The organism is Sphingobium terrigena (assembly GCF_003591655.1).
GTDB lineage: Bacteria > Pseudomonadota > Alphaproteobacteria > Sphingomonadales > Sphingomonadaceae > Sphingobium > Sphingobium terrigena.
The window spans coordinates 1-15,817 of record NZ_QVRA01000047.1; the positions used below are offsets into that span (position 1 = coordinate 1).

15 protein-coding genes are annotated in these 15,817 nt (G+C 63.2%); 14 read left to right on the forward strand and 1 reads right to left on the reverse strand.

Annotated elements, in window-relative coordinates:
* From D0Z70_RS23415 to D0Z70_RS23435, 5 genes are all read left to right on the forward strand, one after another.
* Positions 1-610, forward strand: a 610-nt coding sequence (locus D0Z70_RS23415) for a F0F1 ATP synthase subunit A (protein WP_119750535.1), incomplete at its 5' end; no start/stop codon positions are given.
* Positions 607-849, forward strand: a complete 243-nt coding sequence (locus D0Z70_RS23420) for a F0F1 ATP synthase subunit C (RefSeq protein ID WP_010405656.1) — start codon at positions 607-609, stop codon at positions 847-849. The genes D0Z70_RS23415 and D0Z70_RS23420, both read left to right, overlap by 4 nt.
* A 1-nt stretch (position 850) precedes the next feature.
* The gene (locus D0Z70_RS23425) at positions 851-1,603 is read left to right on the forward strand and encodes a F0F1 ATP synthase subunit B family protein (RefSeq protein WP_119750537.1); all 753 of its coding nucleotides are present in this window, start codon (positions 851-853) and stop codon (positions 1,601-1,603) included.
* Entirely contained in the window at positions 1,584-3,104 is a 1,521-nt protein-coding gene (locus D0Z70_RS23430; RefSeq protein ID WP_088181979.1) for a F0F1 ATP synthase subunit alpha, read from the forward strand. The genes D0Z70_RS23425 and D0Z70_RS23430 overlap by 20 nt, the downstream gene beginning before the upstream one ends.
* A complete protein-coding gene (locus D0Z70_RS23435; RefSeq protein ID WP_239019110.1) occupies positions 3,101-3,841 on the forward strand; it encodes a F0F1 ATP synthase subunit gamma in 741 nt (246 codons plus the stop codon). Before D0Z70_RS23430 ends, D0Z70_RS23435 begins: the two co-directional genes overlap by 4 nt.
* Positions 3,842-4,079: 238 nt before the next feature.
* Here D0Z70_RS23435 and D0Z70_RS23440 read toward each other — a convergent pair whose 3' ends face one another.
* Positions 4,080-5,111, reverse strand: a complete 1,032-nt coding sequence (locus tag D0Z70_RS23440) for an IS110 family RNA-guided transposase (RefSeq protein WP_139139481.1) — start codon at positions 5,109-5,111, stop codon at positions 4,080-4,082.
* A gap of 91 nt (positions 5,112-5,202) precedes the next feature.
* Here D0Z70_RS23440 and D0Z70_RS23445 point away from each other — a divergent pair, with 91 nt between their 5' ends.
* The 9 genes from D0Z70_RS23445 to D0Z70_RS23480 form a co-directional block, all read left to right on the forward strand.
* The gene (locus D0Z70_RS23445) at positions 5,203-5,361 is read left to right on the forward strand and encodes a hypothetical protein (RefSeq protein WP_220475704.1); all 159 of its coding nucleotides are present in this window, start codon (positions 5,203-5,205) and stop codon (positions 5,359-5,361) included.
* Positions 5,362-5,440: 79 nt separating this feature from the next.
* Complete coding sequence (locus D0Z70_RS25770) at positions 5,441-5,572, forward strand: hypothetical protein (RefSeq protein WP_024018192.1); 132 nt, start codon at positions 5,441-5,443, stop codon at positions 5,570-5,572.
* 2 nt (positions 5,573-5,574) lie between these two features.
* A complete protein-coding gene (locus D0Z70_RS23450) occupies positions 5,575-7,041 on the forward strand; it encodes a phosphoketolase family protein (RefSeq protein WP_275402242.1) in 1,467 nt (488 codons plus the stop codon).
* A 25-nt stretch (positions 7,042-7,066) separates the two neighbouring features.
* Entirely contained in the window at positions 7,067-7,957 is an 891-nt protein-coding gene (locus D0Z70_RS25580; protein WP_275402243.1) for a phosphoketolase family protein, read from the forward strand.
* Between the two features lie 158 nt (positions 7,958-8,115).
* Complete coding sequence (locus tag D0Z70_RS23455; RefSeq protein WP_024018194.1) at positions 8,116-9,873, forward strand: PHA/PHB synthase family protein; 1,758 nt, start codon at positions 8,116-8,118, stop codon at positions 9,871-9,873.
* Positions 9,874-9,876: 3 nt separating this feature from the next.
* Positions 9,877-11,298, forward strand: coding sequence for a bifunctional enoyl-CoA hydratase/phosphate acetyltransferase (locus D0Z70_RS23460; protein ID WP_066608841.1), 1,422 nt, complete (start codon positions 9,877-9,879; stop codon positions 11,296-11,298).
* Positions 11,295-12,491 carry an acetate/propionate family kinase gene (locus tag D0Z70_RS23465; RefSeq protein ID WP_031308703.1) on the forward strand — a complete coding sequence of 399 codons (1,197 nt, stop codon included), beginning with the start codon at positions 11,295-11,297 and terminating at the stop codon, positions 12,489-12,491. The genes D0Z70_RS23460 and D0Z70_RS23465 overlap by 4 nt, the downstream gene beginning before the upstream one ends.
* Positions 12,492-12,938: 447 nt before the next feature.
* Positions 12,939-14,417, forward strand: coding sequence for a multicopper oxidase family protein (locus D0Z70_RS23475; protein WP_088181989.1), 1,479 nt, complete (start codon positions 12,939-12,941; stop codon positions 14,415-14,417).
* Between the two features lie 467 nt (positions 14,418-14,884).
* Positions 14,885-15,817, forward strand: a 933-nt coding sequence (locus tag D0Z70_RS23480) for a PAS domain-containing protein (RefSeq protein WP_119750539.1), incomplete at its 3' end; no start/stop codon positions are given.

Sequence of the window (15,817 nt, forward strand, 5' to 3'; positions counted from 1 at the left end):
GGTGCTGACGATCGGTTGTTGGCTTCTGACCCGGCGGCTCGGCCTTCGTCCCACCAGGACCCAGGCGGCGCTGGAACTGGTGGTCGAAGTGATCGCGCGCCAGATTCGCGAGACGATGGACGCGGAGCCCCGGCCCTATCTGCCCTTGATCGGGACGCTCTTCATCTTCCTGCTCGTCGCAAACTGGTCATCGCTTTTGCCGGGCGTCGAACCGCCTACGGCGGCCCTCGAAACCGATGCGGCGCTGGCCTTGATCGTGTTCGGCGCGACGCTCTGGTTCGGCGTCCGGGCTCTTGGCGCGCGCGGTTATCTGCGCAGCTTCGCGCAGCCGTCGATCCTGCTCGCCCCGCTCAATCTCGTTGAATTATTTACCCGCAGCTTCTCCCTGACGGTGCGCCTGTTCGGCAATGTCATGAGCGGCGTGTTCATGATCGGCGTCGTTCTGAGCCTCGCGGGGTTGCTCGTACCGATCCCGCTGATGGCGCTCGAGATGCTGACCGGAGCCGTCCAGGCCTACATCTTCGGCGCGCTCGCAATGGTCTTTATCGGCAGCGCCATCAGCGAAGCGAACCCATCCCCGAAAGCGCCAAACCACGAGGTCTCTTCATGAACTGGATCCACATCGTCAGCATCCTCGGCGCGGCGTTCGCCATCGCCATTGGCGCGATCGCGCCGGCACTCGCCCAGGGCAAGGCGGTCGCTGCTGCGATGGATGCGATCGCCCGCCAGCCTGAGGCGGCGAACACCGTCTCGCGCACCCTGTTCGTGGGCTTGGCCATGATCGAGACGATGGCGATCTATTGTCTCGTGATCGCACTGCTGCTGCTCTTCGCAAATCCCTTCGCCTGACATGCGTATCGACTGGTGGACGCTGGCGCTGCAGGCGATCAACGTCGTCGTTCTCGTCTGGCTGCTCGCACGCTTCCTGTTTCGTCCGGTGATGGGGGCTATCACCGCGCGCCAGACGGCTATGGACCAGCTGCTCGCCGATGCGGAGTCTGCAAAGGCAGCTGCGCTCAAGCTGGAAGCGGATCTTAAGGCGCAGACCGACGCCTTCGCCGCCGATGGAGAGGCACGCCGGTCAGCTTTGCTGGCCAGCATAGAGGCCGAACGCAGCCGCCTCCTTGATGCGGCCACGATCGAGACCGATGCAAAAGCGAAGCAGGCGCTTGCTTCTGTCGAGGACGCGCAAAAGGGCATGGCGACACAGCTAGAGGAAAACGCGGCCGTGCTCGCGGGCCAGATGGCGTCTGCGTTGCTGCGCCGGCTACCGGCCGCGGGCACCACCGATATGATGTTCACTGCCCTGCTCGAACGGGTCGAACGCTTGCCGGTCGAGGAACGCCGAGCCCTGGCCGGTGACACTCCTCTCGCCATCGTGACGCCGGCCGCGCTCGATGGGGAGACCCAAGCGCGATGCGTGCAAAAGCTCGAAGAGGCACTGCCGGGGCTTGCAGCACCGAACTTCACCGTCGATCCCGCGCTGATTGCCGGGTTCGAGCTCCATGGACCGCACATGCTCGTCCGTAACAGCTGGCGAGCCGATCTCGACACGCAGCTGGCGGCACTCAAGGAGGACGATCATGCCGGGCTCCGCGGATGAATGGCTTGCCCGGGCCGCGACGCGCGTGGCCGCGGCGGAAATCGGCGCACAGGTCCGCCAGATCGGCCGCGTCGAATCAATCCGCGATGGCGTAGCGCTGGTCTCGGGTTTGGCGGAGGCACGGCTCGACGAATTGCTGCAGTTTGCCGGAGGTCAGGCGGGCTTCGTACAAACGCTCGACCGCGATCGCATCGGCTGCGTGATGCTTGAGGATGCTGACAGCATCGAGGCGGGGGACATCGTCTCGGGCACCGGCGCAGTGGTGCGCACGCCGGTGGGGCGAGGACTGCTCGGCCGTATCGTCGATCCACTCGGCCGACCACTCGATGGCGGGGCGGCGATCGTCGCCGAGCGGTTCGAGTCGGTGGAGCGCCCCGCGCCGTCGATCATCGATCGCGACCTCGTCGTTCAGCCGGTGCAGACCGGGATATTGGTCATCGACGCGATGTTCGCGCTCGGCCGCGGCCAGCGCGAGCTGATCCTGGGCGACCGCGCGACCGGCAAGACCGCGCTCGCCGTCGATGCGATCATCAACCAGCGGTCGAGCGACATGATATGCATCTATGTCGCGATCGGCCAGAAATCCTCCAGTGTCGCGCGCGTGATCGATCAGGTGCGCCGCCATGGCGCGCCGGAACGCTGCATCTTCGTGGTCGCGAGCCCGGCTTCCGCACCGGGGTTGCAATGGATCGCGCCGTTTGCCGCGTTCACCATGGCGGAATATTTCCGCGATCAGGGCGGCCATGCGCTCGTTGTGCTCGACGACCTCACCAGGCATGCCGCCACGCACCGCGAGATCGCGCTGCTGACCGGCCAGCCGCCGGGACGCGAGGCCTATCCAGGCGACGTTTTCTACCTCCATTCGCGGCTGCTGGAGCGCGCCGCCCGCATGTCGCCCGAAAAGGGCGGCGGTTCGCTCACGGCGCTGCCGATCGCGGAGACCGATGCCGGCAATGTCAGCGCCTATATCCCGACCAACCTGATCTCGATCACCGACGGGCAGATCGTGCTCGACACCCGGTTGTTCGCCGAAGGCCACAAACCCGCGGTCGATGTCGGCACCAGCGTCAGCCGCGTGGGCGGCAAGACGCAGGCCCGGGCGCTGCGGGACGCGAGCGGCACGATGCGGCTCGACTATGCCCAGTTCCTCGAACTCGAGATGTTCACCCGCTTCGGCGAGCAGCCAGAGCCGCGCGTGAAGGCCCAGATCGAGCGTGGCAGGCGGCTGCGCGCATTACTCTCCCAGCCGCGCTTCCAGCCTCTGCGGGTCGTCGATCAGGTGGCGCTGGCAATCGCGCTCACGGAGGGCCTCCTGGATGCCCTGGCGATCCCCGACATCACTGCGATCCGCGCGACGCTGCCGTCATGGCTCGATGCCAACGCCGCCGAGCTCACAGGGCAGGTCGAGGATAAGGGGACAATGGATGCGACGTTGCGGGCCGCATTGTTGGCGGCCGTGCAACGGATGATCGCCAGTTCCAGCGCTGGCGCCGCGACATGAGCGATCGTCTGGCCACTGTCGGGCGACGGATCGCCACTGTGCGGCAACTCGGTGCGGTGGTCAATGCGATGCGCGGCATCGCCGGCGCCCGTGCCCAGCAGGGCCGCGCGTTGTTGCCCGCGATCCGCGCCTATGCCGCGACGGCGGGTCATGCGATTGGGAAGGCGCGGCAGCTACAGACAGGACCTGCGGCACCGCCGCTGAACAGCGCAAAGGGCAAGACAGGTCTTATCGTCTTCGGCGCAGAGCAGGGGTTCGCGGGCGCCTTTCCAGAGCAGGTCTTGAACGCCGCTGCGAGCGATTCCCAAGCGGCGCACTTCTTCCTCGTCGGCGACCGTGCCGCCGCGCTTGCTGCCGAGCGGTCACTGCCCGTCGCTTGGGCCACCAGCCTTCCCAGTCGCGCCGCTGCGCTTGCCAATATGGCAACCGAACTGCTTGGCGCCCTCTACGATTATGTGGCCGTGGCCGGCGCGGTCCCGGTCGCAATGATCTATCCGGTCTGGACGGCAGGGCATGGTGCGTCGGTCGTCCGCCGCAGCCTTTTGCCGCTCGATCCCGATATGTTTCCGCCGGAGCCAGTTGGGTCGATACCCCTGATCAATCTGCCGGCAAGCGACCTCGTCGAGCGCTTGGCCCAGGAATATGTCTTCGCCCAGCTGTGCGAAGCGGCCACCGAGGCCTTCGCCGCTGAAAACGAGGCTTCTGTGGTTGCCGCCCGTGATGCAAGAAGTTTCTGATCCGAAGAGCGAGTGATCGAGTGCGGTCTTCTGTCAGGCCTTTGGTTGCGGCGTTTCAGAAGCCGCTGGCCGGTATGGTGATCTGCGGTTCGAGTCCAAATCTCGTTTTCGAGCTGGGATGCTCACGCCTCGTAACTGGTTTTCCCGAACCAGATCTGTTCGCTCATTTCGCCCATTCGGGTCGTCGCCTTCTCACACCCCCATCATCCGACGTTAGGTAAGCTTGTTGGCATGCCGATCATGCAACTGCTGCCTGCGCCGGAATTCTGTATTCATTACCATTTTTTATCAGGGCCCAAATCGTTCTGGCCATCTTGTTGGCGAGGGCAATTGCCACAAGCATTCTCGGTTTCCTGGCAAGCATATCTGCGAGCCAGGAATTTTCTGGAATCGATCTTCGACCCATCCAATTCAGACGGGACATTGCACCTATGATAAGCAGTCTGCGGATATCGGCCTGACCCGCTTTCGAAATACGTCCAAGGCGCTCCTTTCCGCCCGAGGAGAATTGTCGCGGGACAAGACCGAGCCAGGCCGCGAAGTCCCGCCCGCATCGGAAGCTCTCCATTGATGGGGCGAAGGCCTCGACCGCTAAGGCTGTTAAAGGGCCAACTCCCGGAATCGTCTGTAGCCGCTTGGCCGCGTCAGTTTCAGCCGCCAGCGCTTTGATCTTCTTTGTCCGTATATTGATACGCTCAGTTTTCTCAGCGATCTGTGCCAATAGATCTCGGCATTCCTCCCGCATCAAAACGGGCAAATCGCTGTTAAGCTCATCAAGAATGTCCGCAATCCTGCAGAGCTGATTTATGCCTTGGGGGACAACATGACCATATTCATAGAGCGCCGCCCTTACGGCATTGACCAGTTCCGTGCGTTGATGAACCAGCCGTTCTCTTCCGCGAAATAGAATCGCCCTGCTTTGCTGCTCTTCCGACTTTGGATCAACAAACCGCATCTCTGGTCGTTGAGCCGCAATTACGATCGCTTCAGCGTCAGCGGCATCATTTTTCTGTCGCTTCACGAACGGCTTAACATAGTGTGGTGCGATAAGTTTGACCTCGTGGCCAAGCCGGATCATTTCCCGGGCCCAATAATGCGCACTGCCACATGCTTCCATCACGATCACCGCCGACGGTTGCGCTGCCATAAATGCGGCGAAGGCTGAACGCGGAAGCTTTTTCCGAAACTTGGGTTCGCCTGTCATTGACGCTGCATGAAGCTGAAACACGGACTTTGCCAAGTCCACGCCGATCATTGTATCTTTTGACACGATTGCCGTCCTTTCCGCTCAGTGGTCCTAATTCCACTATCCTGGCACATCTCAGTGCCGTCTGGGGAGGGCGGCAACCACCCCATCTCGCATGGCGACGATGGCGGCCGCGAAAACCAATATCGACGCCAGACTCCAGGCACTTGAACGCGAGGAACGGCTGACGCGTCAGGAGGAAATCACCGCCGAGGTGGTTGAGCTGGCGGCCGGGGCACGCGCACGCGGCCGAACCAGGGCGGTATCGGAGTAGGGGGCCGAGCTGATGCCGGAAGCGACGTGATTGCCTGGTATAAGTGTGCGGCACTGCCATCCGTATCAATACGCATGTTGTGAGCAGTCTGCGCCATTCATGGGTGCGCAAGCAGTTTGAGCGCTGCGCGGTGGCGCATCAGCGCTCCGGCAAACACCAGCTCCGGCTCGGCGGCCGGGAAACCATGCCTTTTCAGTTTCAGGAAGAATGACCATGGACCCGCAGCCCGAGGCGACAGGCCAGCCACTCTCCAGCGATGAGATCGGCCTGATCCACGCTTGGTGGCGCGCCGCCAATTACCTCTCGGTTGGACAGATTTATCTGCTCGATAATCCGCTGCTCCGCGAACCGCTCAAGATGGATCACGTCAAGCCGCGGCTGCTTGGACACTGGGGTACGACCCCCGGGCTTAACTTCCTCTATGTGCACCTCAATCGTGTCATCAAGGCGCGCGGCCTCAATGCGCTCTTCATCGCCGGGCCTGGTCATGGCGCACCAGGTGTCGTCGCCAACACATGGCTCGAGGGCACCTATAGCGAAGTCTATCCTGCCATCGGTCCCGACGAAGATGGCCTGCGCCAGCTTTTCCGGCAATTCTCCTTCCCTGGCGGCATTCCCAGTCATGCGTCACCCGATACGCCCGGTTCAATCCATGAAGGTGGTGAACTGGGTTATTCTCTTCTGCATGCGTTTGGCGCCGCCTTCGACAATCCCGATCTGATCGTTGCTTGCGTCGTCGGCGACGGCGAAGCGGAGACCGGACCGCTGGCGACCTCGTGGCACAGCAACAAGTTCCTTAATCCCGCGACCGACGGGGCCGTTCTGCCAATCCTGCATCTCAACGGTTACAAGATCGCAAGTCCGACTGTCCTTGCGCGCATTTCGCACACCGAGCTCGACGCGCTGTTTCGCGGTTATGGCTACCTGCCGATCTTCGTCGACGGCGAGGAGCCGGACGCGATGCACCGGGCGATAGCGGCCGCGCTAGACGACGCGGTCGATCGGATACACGCGATCCAGAAGGCCGCGCGCGACGGTGGGGTCACGACGCGTCCGCTCTGGCCGATGATCGTCCTGCGCAGCCTAAAGGGCTGGACCGGACCCAAGATCGTCGACGGGCAGAAGAGCGAAGGCTTCTGGCGGGCGCACCAGGTCCCGTTCACGATGGACAAGCCCGAGCATCTTGGGCTGCTCGAGGAATGGATGCGCAGCTACCATCCGGAAGAACTGTTCGATGATGGCGGGCGGCTTCGGCCCGAAATTGCGGCTCTGGCTCCGCGCGGCGACCGGCGGATGAGTGCCAATCCGCATGCCAATGGCGGGGCTCTGATGCGCCCTCTGCGGTTACCCGACTTCGCATCCTACGCGGTCCCGGTTGTTCATCCCGGCGAGAGCGACGGCGAGGCGACCCAGGTGATGGGTACGTTCCTGCGCGACGTGGTGCGGGAGAACGCCCAGGCCCGCAACTTCCGCGTTTTCGGTCCGGACGAGACAGCATCCAACCGGTTGCAGACGATCTTCGAAGCCACCGACCGGAGCTGGGACGCGGAGACGATCGCGGACGATGTCCATCTCGATCCCAGCGGACGCGTGATGGAGGTGCTGAGCGAACATTGCTGCCAGGGATGGCTGGAAGGCTATCTGCTGACGGGCCGCCACGGCCTGTTTTCCTTGCTATGAGGCGTTCATCCACATCGTCGATTCGATGGTCAACCAGCACGCCAAATGGCTGAAGACGGCGAAGGAGGTGCCCTGGCGTCGCCCGATCGCTTCGCTCAATTATCTGCTGACCTCTCACGTCTGGCGCCAGGATCATAATGGCTTCAGCCATCAGGATCCCGGATTTGTCGATCATGTCGTCAACAAGAAGGCTGACATCGTGCGGGTCTATTTCCCGCCCGACGCCAATACCCTGCTTTTTGTCACCGACCATTGCCTGCGCAGCTGGGACCGAATCAATGTCATCGTTGCCGGCAAGCAACCTTCACCCCAGTGGCTCGACATGAATGCGGCGATCAAGCACTGCACGCGCGGCATCGGTATCTGGGATTGGGCCAGCAACGATCGCAGCGGAGAGCCGGATGTCGTCATGGCGTGTGCTGGCGACGTTCCAACGCTGGAGACACTGGCCGCGGTCAGCCTGTTGCGTGTGCAACTCCCCGAGCTCAAGGTCCGCGTCGTCAACGTCGTCGATCTGATGACGTTGCAGCCCAACAGCCAGCACCCTCATGGGCTCAGCGACAGCGCGTTCGACGCGCTCTTCACGACGGATAAGCCGGTCATCTTCGCCTATCATGGCTATCCGGCACTAATTCATCGGCTCACCTACAAGCGTACCAACCACCAGAATATCCACGTCCACGGGTTCGAAGAGGAGGGCTCGACGACGACGCCGTTCGACATGGTGGTCCGCAACCATCTCGACCGCTTCCATTTCATGGGGAAGGTTATCGACCATGTGGAGCTGCCCGATAGCGCGGCCGCCTACGCCAAGCAGACGATCGATGATCAGCTGGTCGAGCACAAGCGGTACATCGCGGCACACGGGATCGATATGCCTGCCGTTCGCGACTGGCGGTGGCCCTCTGGAGCCTGAGGGGTCACCGAGACGGGCGGTTTGGGAGAGCCCCGCCTCGAGAGACATGGCAGGCATTATGCGCGTGCGCTCGTTAACGGACAAGCATCTGGGGACATCACGTAATGTTGTTTCGAGCCATGCCGGGCATGCCGCGACGTCCCCCGGAGAAACGCTGCATGATCGATACGTCCGCAGACTGTGCCAAGTGCGACCCACTCGACGGCATCGCTCGGACGCTCGACCATGCCTCGGCCGCGGCAATCGCGCAGATGACCTCTGGCCTGTCGCCGGTGACAATGATGCAGGCGTGGCTGGACTGGTGTGCTCATCTCACCATATCGCCGGGCAAGCGGCTGCAGCTTGCCGGCAAGGCAGGGCGAAAGGTCCAGCGGATTGCCGATTATGCCGTGCGACGTGTGGGGCAGGTCGATGCCGCGCCGGCGATCGAGCCGCTACCGCAGGACCGGCGCTTTATCGATCCGGCCTGGCGGCAGTTCCCTTTCGACCTGATCTCGCAATCCTTCCTTCTCACCCAGCAATGGTGGCATGCGGCGACCACCGGCATCAGCGGCGTGTCCAGGCATCATGAAGAGATGGTGGCGTTCGCGGCACGGCAGATGCTCGACGTCATCGCGCCCACCAACTTCCTCGCGACCAATCCCGTGCTCCAGCGCAAGATCATCGAGTCCGGTGGTGAGTGCCTGGTCGAGGGTGCGAAGCATTGGATGGAGGATGCGGAGCGGCGCGCCCGAGGCGAGCCGCCCGTAGGGACTGAGGCGTTCCGCGCCGGGGAGACGGTGGCGATCACGCCCGGCAAGGTGGTGTTCCGCAACGCGCTGGTCGAGCTCATCCAATATGCGCCGACGACCGGGATTGTCCGCCCCGAGCCGATCCTCATCGTTCCCGCCTGGATCATGAAATATTACATTCTCGACCTGTCGCCGGAGAACTCGCTAATCCGCTGGCTGGTGGCCGAGGGCTATACCGTGTTCGTCCTGTCCTGGCACAATCCCCAGAGCGCGGACCGCGACCTCGATATCGACGCCTATCTTCGCCTCGGGCCGATGGCGGCGCTCGACGCGGTCATAGCGATCACGGGCTCGGACAAGGTCCACGGCGTCGGCTATTGCCTGGGCGGGACGCTGCTGGCGATCACGGCGGCGGCCATGGCTCGCGACGGCGACGAACGCTTCGCATCGCTCAGCCTGTTCGCGGTGCAGACCGAGTTCAGCGAGCCGGGCGAGCTCGGCCTGTTCATCGACGAGGCGCAGCTCAACCTGCTCGACAATATGATGTGGAGCCGTGGCTATCTCGACAGTAGCCAGATGGGCGGCGCCTTCCAGATATTGCGGTCCAACGACCTGATCTGGTCGCACATCCTCGGCACCTACCTGATGGGCGAGCGCGAACCCATGACCGACCTGATGGCATGGAATGCGGACGGCACCCGCATGCCCTACGCCATGCACAGCGAATATCTGCGCACGCTCTTTCTCGACGACGATCTGGCCGAAGGCCGGTTCAAGGTCGAAGGGCGCACGATCACGCTCTCGTCGCTGCGTCAGCCGATCTTCGTGGTGGGGACCGAGCGCGATCTTGTCGCGCCGTGGCGGTCGGTCCACAAGCTGCACTGGCTGAGCAGCGCCGAGATCCGCTTCGTCCTGACCAGCGGCGGCCACAATGCCGGCATCGTGTCCGAGCCCGGGCATCGCCACCGCAGCTATCATGTCGCGACCCGCGTCCTCGACCGCCCCGCGCTCGATCCGGACGATTGGCTGGACCAGGCCGAGGCGCGCGAGGGATGGTGGACGGACTGGGTGGCCTGGCTCGGCGATCATTCCGGCGCGCCGCAGGCCCCGCCGCCGATGGGTAATCCGGACAGGGGCCTCGTAGCGCTCTGCGATGCACCCGGCCATTATGTGCTGGAGCGCTGAGCAATGGGCAGCCTCAAAATGATCGAGAACCGGACCTTCGACGAGATCGTCGTGGGTGAGACGGCGAGCGTCACGCGGACCTTGGGCGAGCAGGACATTCAGCTGTTCGCCCTGGTTTCGGGCGACGTCAATCCGGCCCATCTCGATGCCGAATATGCCGCCGGCGACATGTTCGGGCGGGTGATCGCGCACGGCCTATGGGGTGGTGGTCTGATCTCGGCCGTGCTCGGCACGCAGCTCCCTGGGCCGGGCGCGATCTATCTGAGCCAGAGCCTTCGGTTCAAGCGACCCGTAGGGTTGGGGGATACGATTGTCGCGTCGGTCACGGTACGCGAGAAGCGCGCCAAGCATCATATCGTCGTCTTCGACTGTTGCTGCATCAACCAGGCCGGCGAGGAGGTGATCAACGGCGAGGCTGAGGTCAAAGCGCCAACCGAGAAAGTAAGGCGCCCGCGCATGGCGCTGCCCGATATCCAGCTCTCGGATCATGACGGCTTCCGCCGGCTGATCGAGATGACGAGAAGCGTCGAGCCCGTTCCCACGGCGATCGCACATCCCTGCACCACCGCCGCGATCCTGGCTGCGGCAGCCGCTGCCGAAGCCGGCCTGATCGTGCCGATCCTGATCGGCCCCGAGGCTCGCATCCGTGTGGCTGCCAAGGACGCCGGCAAGGATATCGGTGCCCTCCGCCTGATCGACGTGCCCCACAGCCATGCCGCCGCGGCGCGTGCGGTCGAACTGGTCCGCTCGGGCGAAGCACTGCTGCTGATGAAGGGATCGCTGCACACCGACGAACTTATGGGTGCTGTCGTTCCGGCTGCGACGGGCCTGCGAACCGAGCGCCGCATCAGTCATGCCTATCTGCTGGACGTCCCCGGGCATCCGGCGCCGCTCATCATCACCGACGCGGCGATCAACATCGATCCGAGCCTGGAAGACAAGGCCGATATCATCCGCAATGCGATCGACCTCGCGCATGTCATCGGCATCGCCTGTCCGAAGGTCGCGATCTTGTCTGCCGTGGAGACGGTCAATCCGGCGATCCGCTCGACGCTCGATGCGGCCGCCTTGTGCAAGATGGCCGATCGCGGACAGATCGTCGGCGGCGTCCTTGACGGTCCGCTCGCCTTCGACAACGCGATCAGCGAGAAGGCGGCAAAGGACAAGGGCATCGTCTCCCCCGTTGCAGGGCGCGCCGAAGTCCTCGTCGTTCCCAATCTGGAAGCCGGCAATATGCTTGCCAAGCAGCTGACCTTTCTCGGCGGCGCGGACGCGGCCGGCGTGGTGCTGGGCGCGCGGGTACCCATCATTCTCACCAGCCGGGCGGATTCGCTCCGCACCAGCGTAGCGTCATGCGCAATCGCGCTGTTGCTGGCGCGGGCCGCCCCCAGAGCCACGCCCGGCCCGATAGCGAAGCCGGCATGAAGGCGATCGTCAGTCTCAATGCCGGCTCGTCGAGCATCAAGTTCGCGCTCTATCGCTTGTCGGGCGGACAGCTCGACTTCGATGCGGGCGGCAAGATCGAGGGTATCGGCACTAGCCCCCGGCTCGTCGCGCGCGACGCGGGCAGCGAGACCATCGTGGAAAAGACGTGGCCGGGCGGGGACGCACTCTCGCACGAGAATCTGCTCGAGGACCTCTTTGCCTGGGCGGCAACCCAATTGGGAGACCGCAAGGTCGCCGCGATCGGCCATCGTATCGTCCATGGCGGCGTGCGCTTCGCCGCGCCGCAGATCATCGATGATACTTTGCTGGATGCGCTCGATGCCTTGATCCCATTGGCGCCGCTCCATCAGCCGCATAACCTCGCCGCGGTCCGGGCCTTGCGCCTGCTGGCGCCTTTGCTGCCGCAGATCGCCTGCTTCGATACCGCGTTTCACCATGGCATGCCGCCGTTGGCGACGCGCCTGCCGATTCCGCGCGCTTTTCACGGCCAGGGCGTGCGCCGGTATGGCTTTCACGGTTTGTCCTATGAATACATTGCGGGCCGCCTTCGCGAGATCGACCCTGCTCTGGCCGCAGGCCGCGTCATCGCCGCGCACCTAGGCAACGGTGCGAGCATGTGCGCAATGCGTGCCGGGGCGAGCGTCGATACGACGATGGGCTTCACGGCGCTTGACGGATTGATGATGGGCACGCGCTCGGGCGCGATCGACCCCGGCGTGGTGCTTCATCTTCAGACTCAGGTCGGTATGGCCGCACAGGCGGTGGAGACGTTGCTCTATGAGCAGTCGGGCTTACTCGGTGTGTCCGGGATTTCAGGCGATATGCGTACGTTGCATGCAAGCGACGCGCCGGAAGCGAAGGAGGCGGTCGCCCTTTTCGTCCAGCAAGCTGGCCGTCAGGCCGCCGCTCTCATTCCCGCGCTCGGCGGTCTCGACGGTCTCGTCTTCACCGCCGGCATTGGCGAGAATGATTCAGAGATTAGGGCTGCGATTTGCGAGCGCTTAGCTTGGACTGGCGTCATTCTTGATCTCGACGCAAATGCATCGAATGCGCCTGTCATCAGCGCGCCAGATAGCAGAGTGATCGTGCGGATCGTTCCCACTGATGAGGAGCGCGTGATCGCCGATCATACGGTCGCTCTTATCAATCGCCATGGAAGGGGGCGGCGGTGAGGCCGCGTGTTGATCCTTCGGTCACGCACCGGCGGAGCAGTGTATCACCGCGGGTGATCCGGCACTATGAGAAGATCTCCCTGATGCGAACCAGGCTTCGCAGCGATAACGGGTTATCGCGACTGTTCGTTTCCCGCCCACCAGTTGCCATTTTATCGCGCGATCGCTCGCGATCTCGGTTTTCCTATCGTGGAGATCGCGGATCTCGTCTCCCTCTCCCTTTGGAGCGATTTCGAGCGCTCCAGGCCGAGGTCATGTCGCTTGCCCATCACGCGCGCCGAACAGCTGTCAGGCTCGCAAGCTCCAGACGACGCGCGTGCCGCTGCTCGATCTCGCGGATCGATGCGGTGGTGACGACCGGTCGGGATGCCCGATCCTCGATCAGCTGGTGGCTCGCTGAATTCGCATTTAGCAAAGCAGGCGCTCCGCGCCAACCAGGAGGCGGTCATGATGTTACTGAACCGGCGGACGTTGCTGGCGAGCGGGGGTCTGCTCCTGGCGGCGGCGTGTACGCGAAAATTCGGTTCGCCCGAGCGTGCCGGGACGCTTCCGATCCCGCGCCTGGTCGACGCGCGCCAACACGGCCAGCTGATCAACCTGAGAGCACAGGAAGGCGAGACCACGTTCTTCCCTGGCCGGCGAAGCGCCACGCTCGGGTACAATGGTAGCTATCTCGGCCCGACGCTGCGGGTTCACCGCGGCGACGATGTGACGATGACCGTCGGCAACAGCCTGTCGGCTGACACAACGGTTCACTGGCACGGGCTGCTCGTGCCGGGCGAACTGGACGGTAGCCCGCACCAGCTGATCGCTCCCGGTGCGACCTGGCGTCCTACGCTGCCGATCCGCCAGCCGGCGGCGACCCTCTTCTATCACTCGCATGCGCATGGGTTGACGGGTGAGCAAGTCTATTCGGGGCTCGCGGGCATGCTGGTTGTGACGGATGAGGAAGAGCAGGGCCTTGGACTGCCGTCGGACTATGGCGTTGATGATCTGCCCGTCCTGATTCAGGACCGGCAATTCGAGGATGGCCGGCTGGTCATGCCGACCGGCATGATGGTTGCTTCGCAGGGCCGCCGTGGCAACACGATTCTGGTCAATGGCGCACCCACGCCTCGGGCCGATGTTCCGGACCGCCTGGTGCGGTTGCGGCTCGTGAACGGTTCGAACGCCCGCATCTATGAGCTTTCGTTCAGCGATGACCGGACGTTTCATTGGATCGGCACCGAGGGCGGTCTCCTGGCGAGGTCCGTCGAACTGCAGGCCCTCACCCTGGCACCCGGCCAGCGTGCCGAGATATTGGTAAGCTTCGCCGATGGCAAGCCGGTCGCTCTGGTCACCGCTCAAGATGCGAGCGCGTCGATGATGGGGATGATGGGAGGTATGGGAATGATGGGCGACCATCACGACGATGAAGACGACGCTTCAACGACGGAGACGGTGCTGACCTTCTCACCGCGCCCGGGCTTGGGCGGGCGGGCCGCAGCCGCTGTACCACTGCTCCTGGCGGCACGCACCGTACCAGATCCTGAAGCGGCCGTAAGGCGCCGGCGCTTCGTGCTCAATATGTCGATGGGCGGTATGATGGACAGCGATGACGGCGCATACGCGATCAACGACAGGCCGTTCGACATTGATCGCATCGACGAGGAAGTCGGTCTCGGGGACGTCGAGATATGGAACGTCTCCGGGAAGAAGATGGCGCATCCCTTCCATATCCACGGCGTGCATTTCGACGTGCTACGCCGCGATGGCGACGACCCGGACCTTCTCGATCAGGGGCCTCGCGATACGATCGTCGTGAAGGAGGCGGTAGAATTGTTGGTCCGGTTCGACCAGCCGGCCACCAAAGCACCTTTTATGTATCACTGCCATATCCTGGAACATGAGGATGAAGGCATGATGGGGCAATTCACGGTCGGTTGATTCAATCCGGGTGCGTCGCCCAAAGCCTGCCAGGAGCGGGTGCATCTCACGGACGCGGCCAACGCCGGTGGCCCCTGTCGCTCGGACGGCAACGCCTGGCCGTGCCACTCTCGTCCAGCGACATCTTCGTGACAGCATGAACTCTCCAGGCGCTGCCGTTTTAGGCTCGTCAATATCGCTTGACCCAGGACTATGGTCCAAGGTCCACAATGATGATCTTGGCGCAGCCCGATAGCTCGGACGCCGTGACCGGGGAAACGGAGCGTGAGGGGTAACCGCTGCTCCTGCGTATAGAGTTATGGGGAGCCACGCTTGATGTCTCGTTTCGAAAGCCAACGCCGATTTTCGCTCGCCGGGTGCATGGTGGGAACGATGGCAGAAACCCTGCCTCCGACGGCTGTCGGCGCCTGTCCGCAAATCCATTCTAACCTTGTTTGACTGTGGATGACGGGGAGATGGATGGGGGCATGATTGAGAGCCAAAAGGCGAATGGCCTCGATCCCGATTCGGGCACGATCATTCAGGTAGTGAAGAGCGCGCCAAATTACGCCGTCTATGCGCTTGACCCTAAGGGCCTCGTGACAGTTTGGACCGCCGGCTGTGAAGAAATTACGGGATGGGCCAGCTCCGATGCGATCGGGAAACACCATTCGTTCCTGTATTGCGCGGAAGATATCGCGGCGGGCGTTGCGGATAGGCACCTCGCGCAGGTGGAGCAGCTTGGCCGGGTCGAGCAAGAGTCTTGGCGCGTTCGGAAAAACGGGTCGGAGTTCCTCGCCCATCTGACGACGACGGCGCTCCACGATGAGGCCGGCCAGCTGAGCGGCTATGGCAAGATCCTGCGCGACACGACCGATGAAGCCGCGACCAAGGAAGCGATCGTTGCCCGCGAGCAGCATCTCCAGTCGATCCTGGATACAGTTCCCGATGCCATGGTCATCATCGATGAGCGCGGGCTGATAACGTCCTTCAGCGCCGCGGCCGAGCGCTTGTTCGGATATTCGGAAGCAGAGGTGCTCGGCGCCAATGTGAGCAGCCTCATGCCGTCCCCGGACCGTGAACGGCATGATTCCTATATCGGCCGATATCTGTCGACGAGCGAACGGCGGATCATCGGTATTGGCAGGATCGTCGTTGGCCAACGGCGGGACGGTACCACCTTTCCGATGGAACTCTCGATCGGAGAGGCCGGTCACCGTGGCCACCGCGTCTTCACGGGCTTCATTCACGACCTGACAGAAAGCGACCGCAACGAACTGCAGCTCAAGGAGCTGCAAGCCGAATTGATTCACGTCTCGCGCCTCAGCGCGATGGGCACGATGGCGTCGACGCTGGCCCATGAGTTGAACCAGCCGCTTACCGCGATCGCCAATTATCTGGAAACGACGCGCGACCTGCTT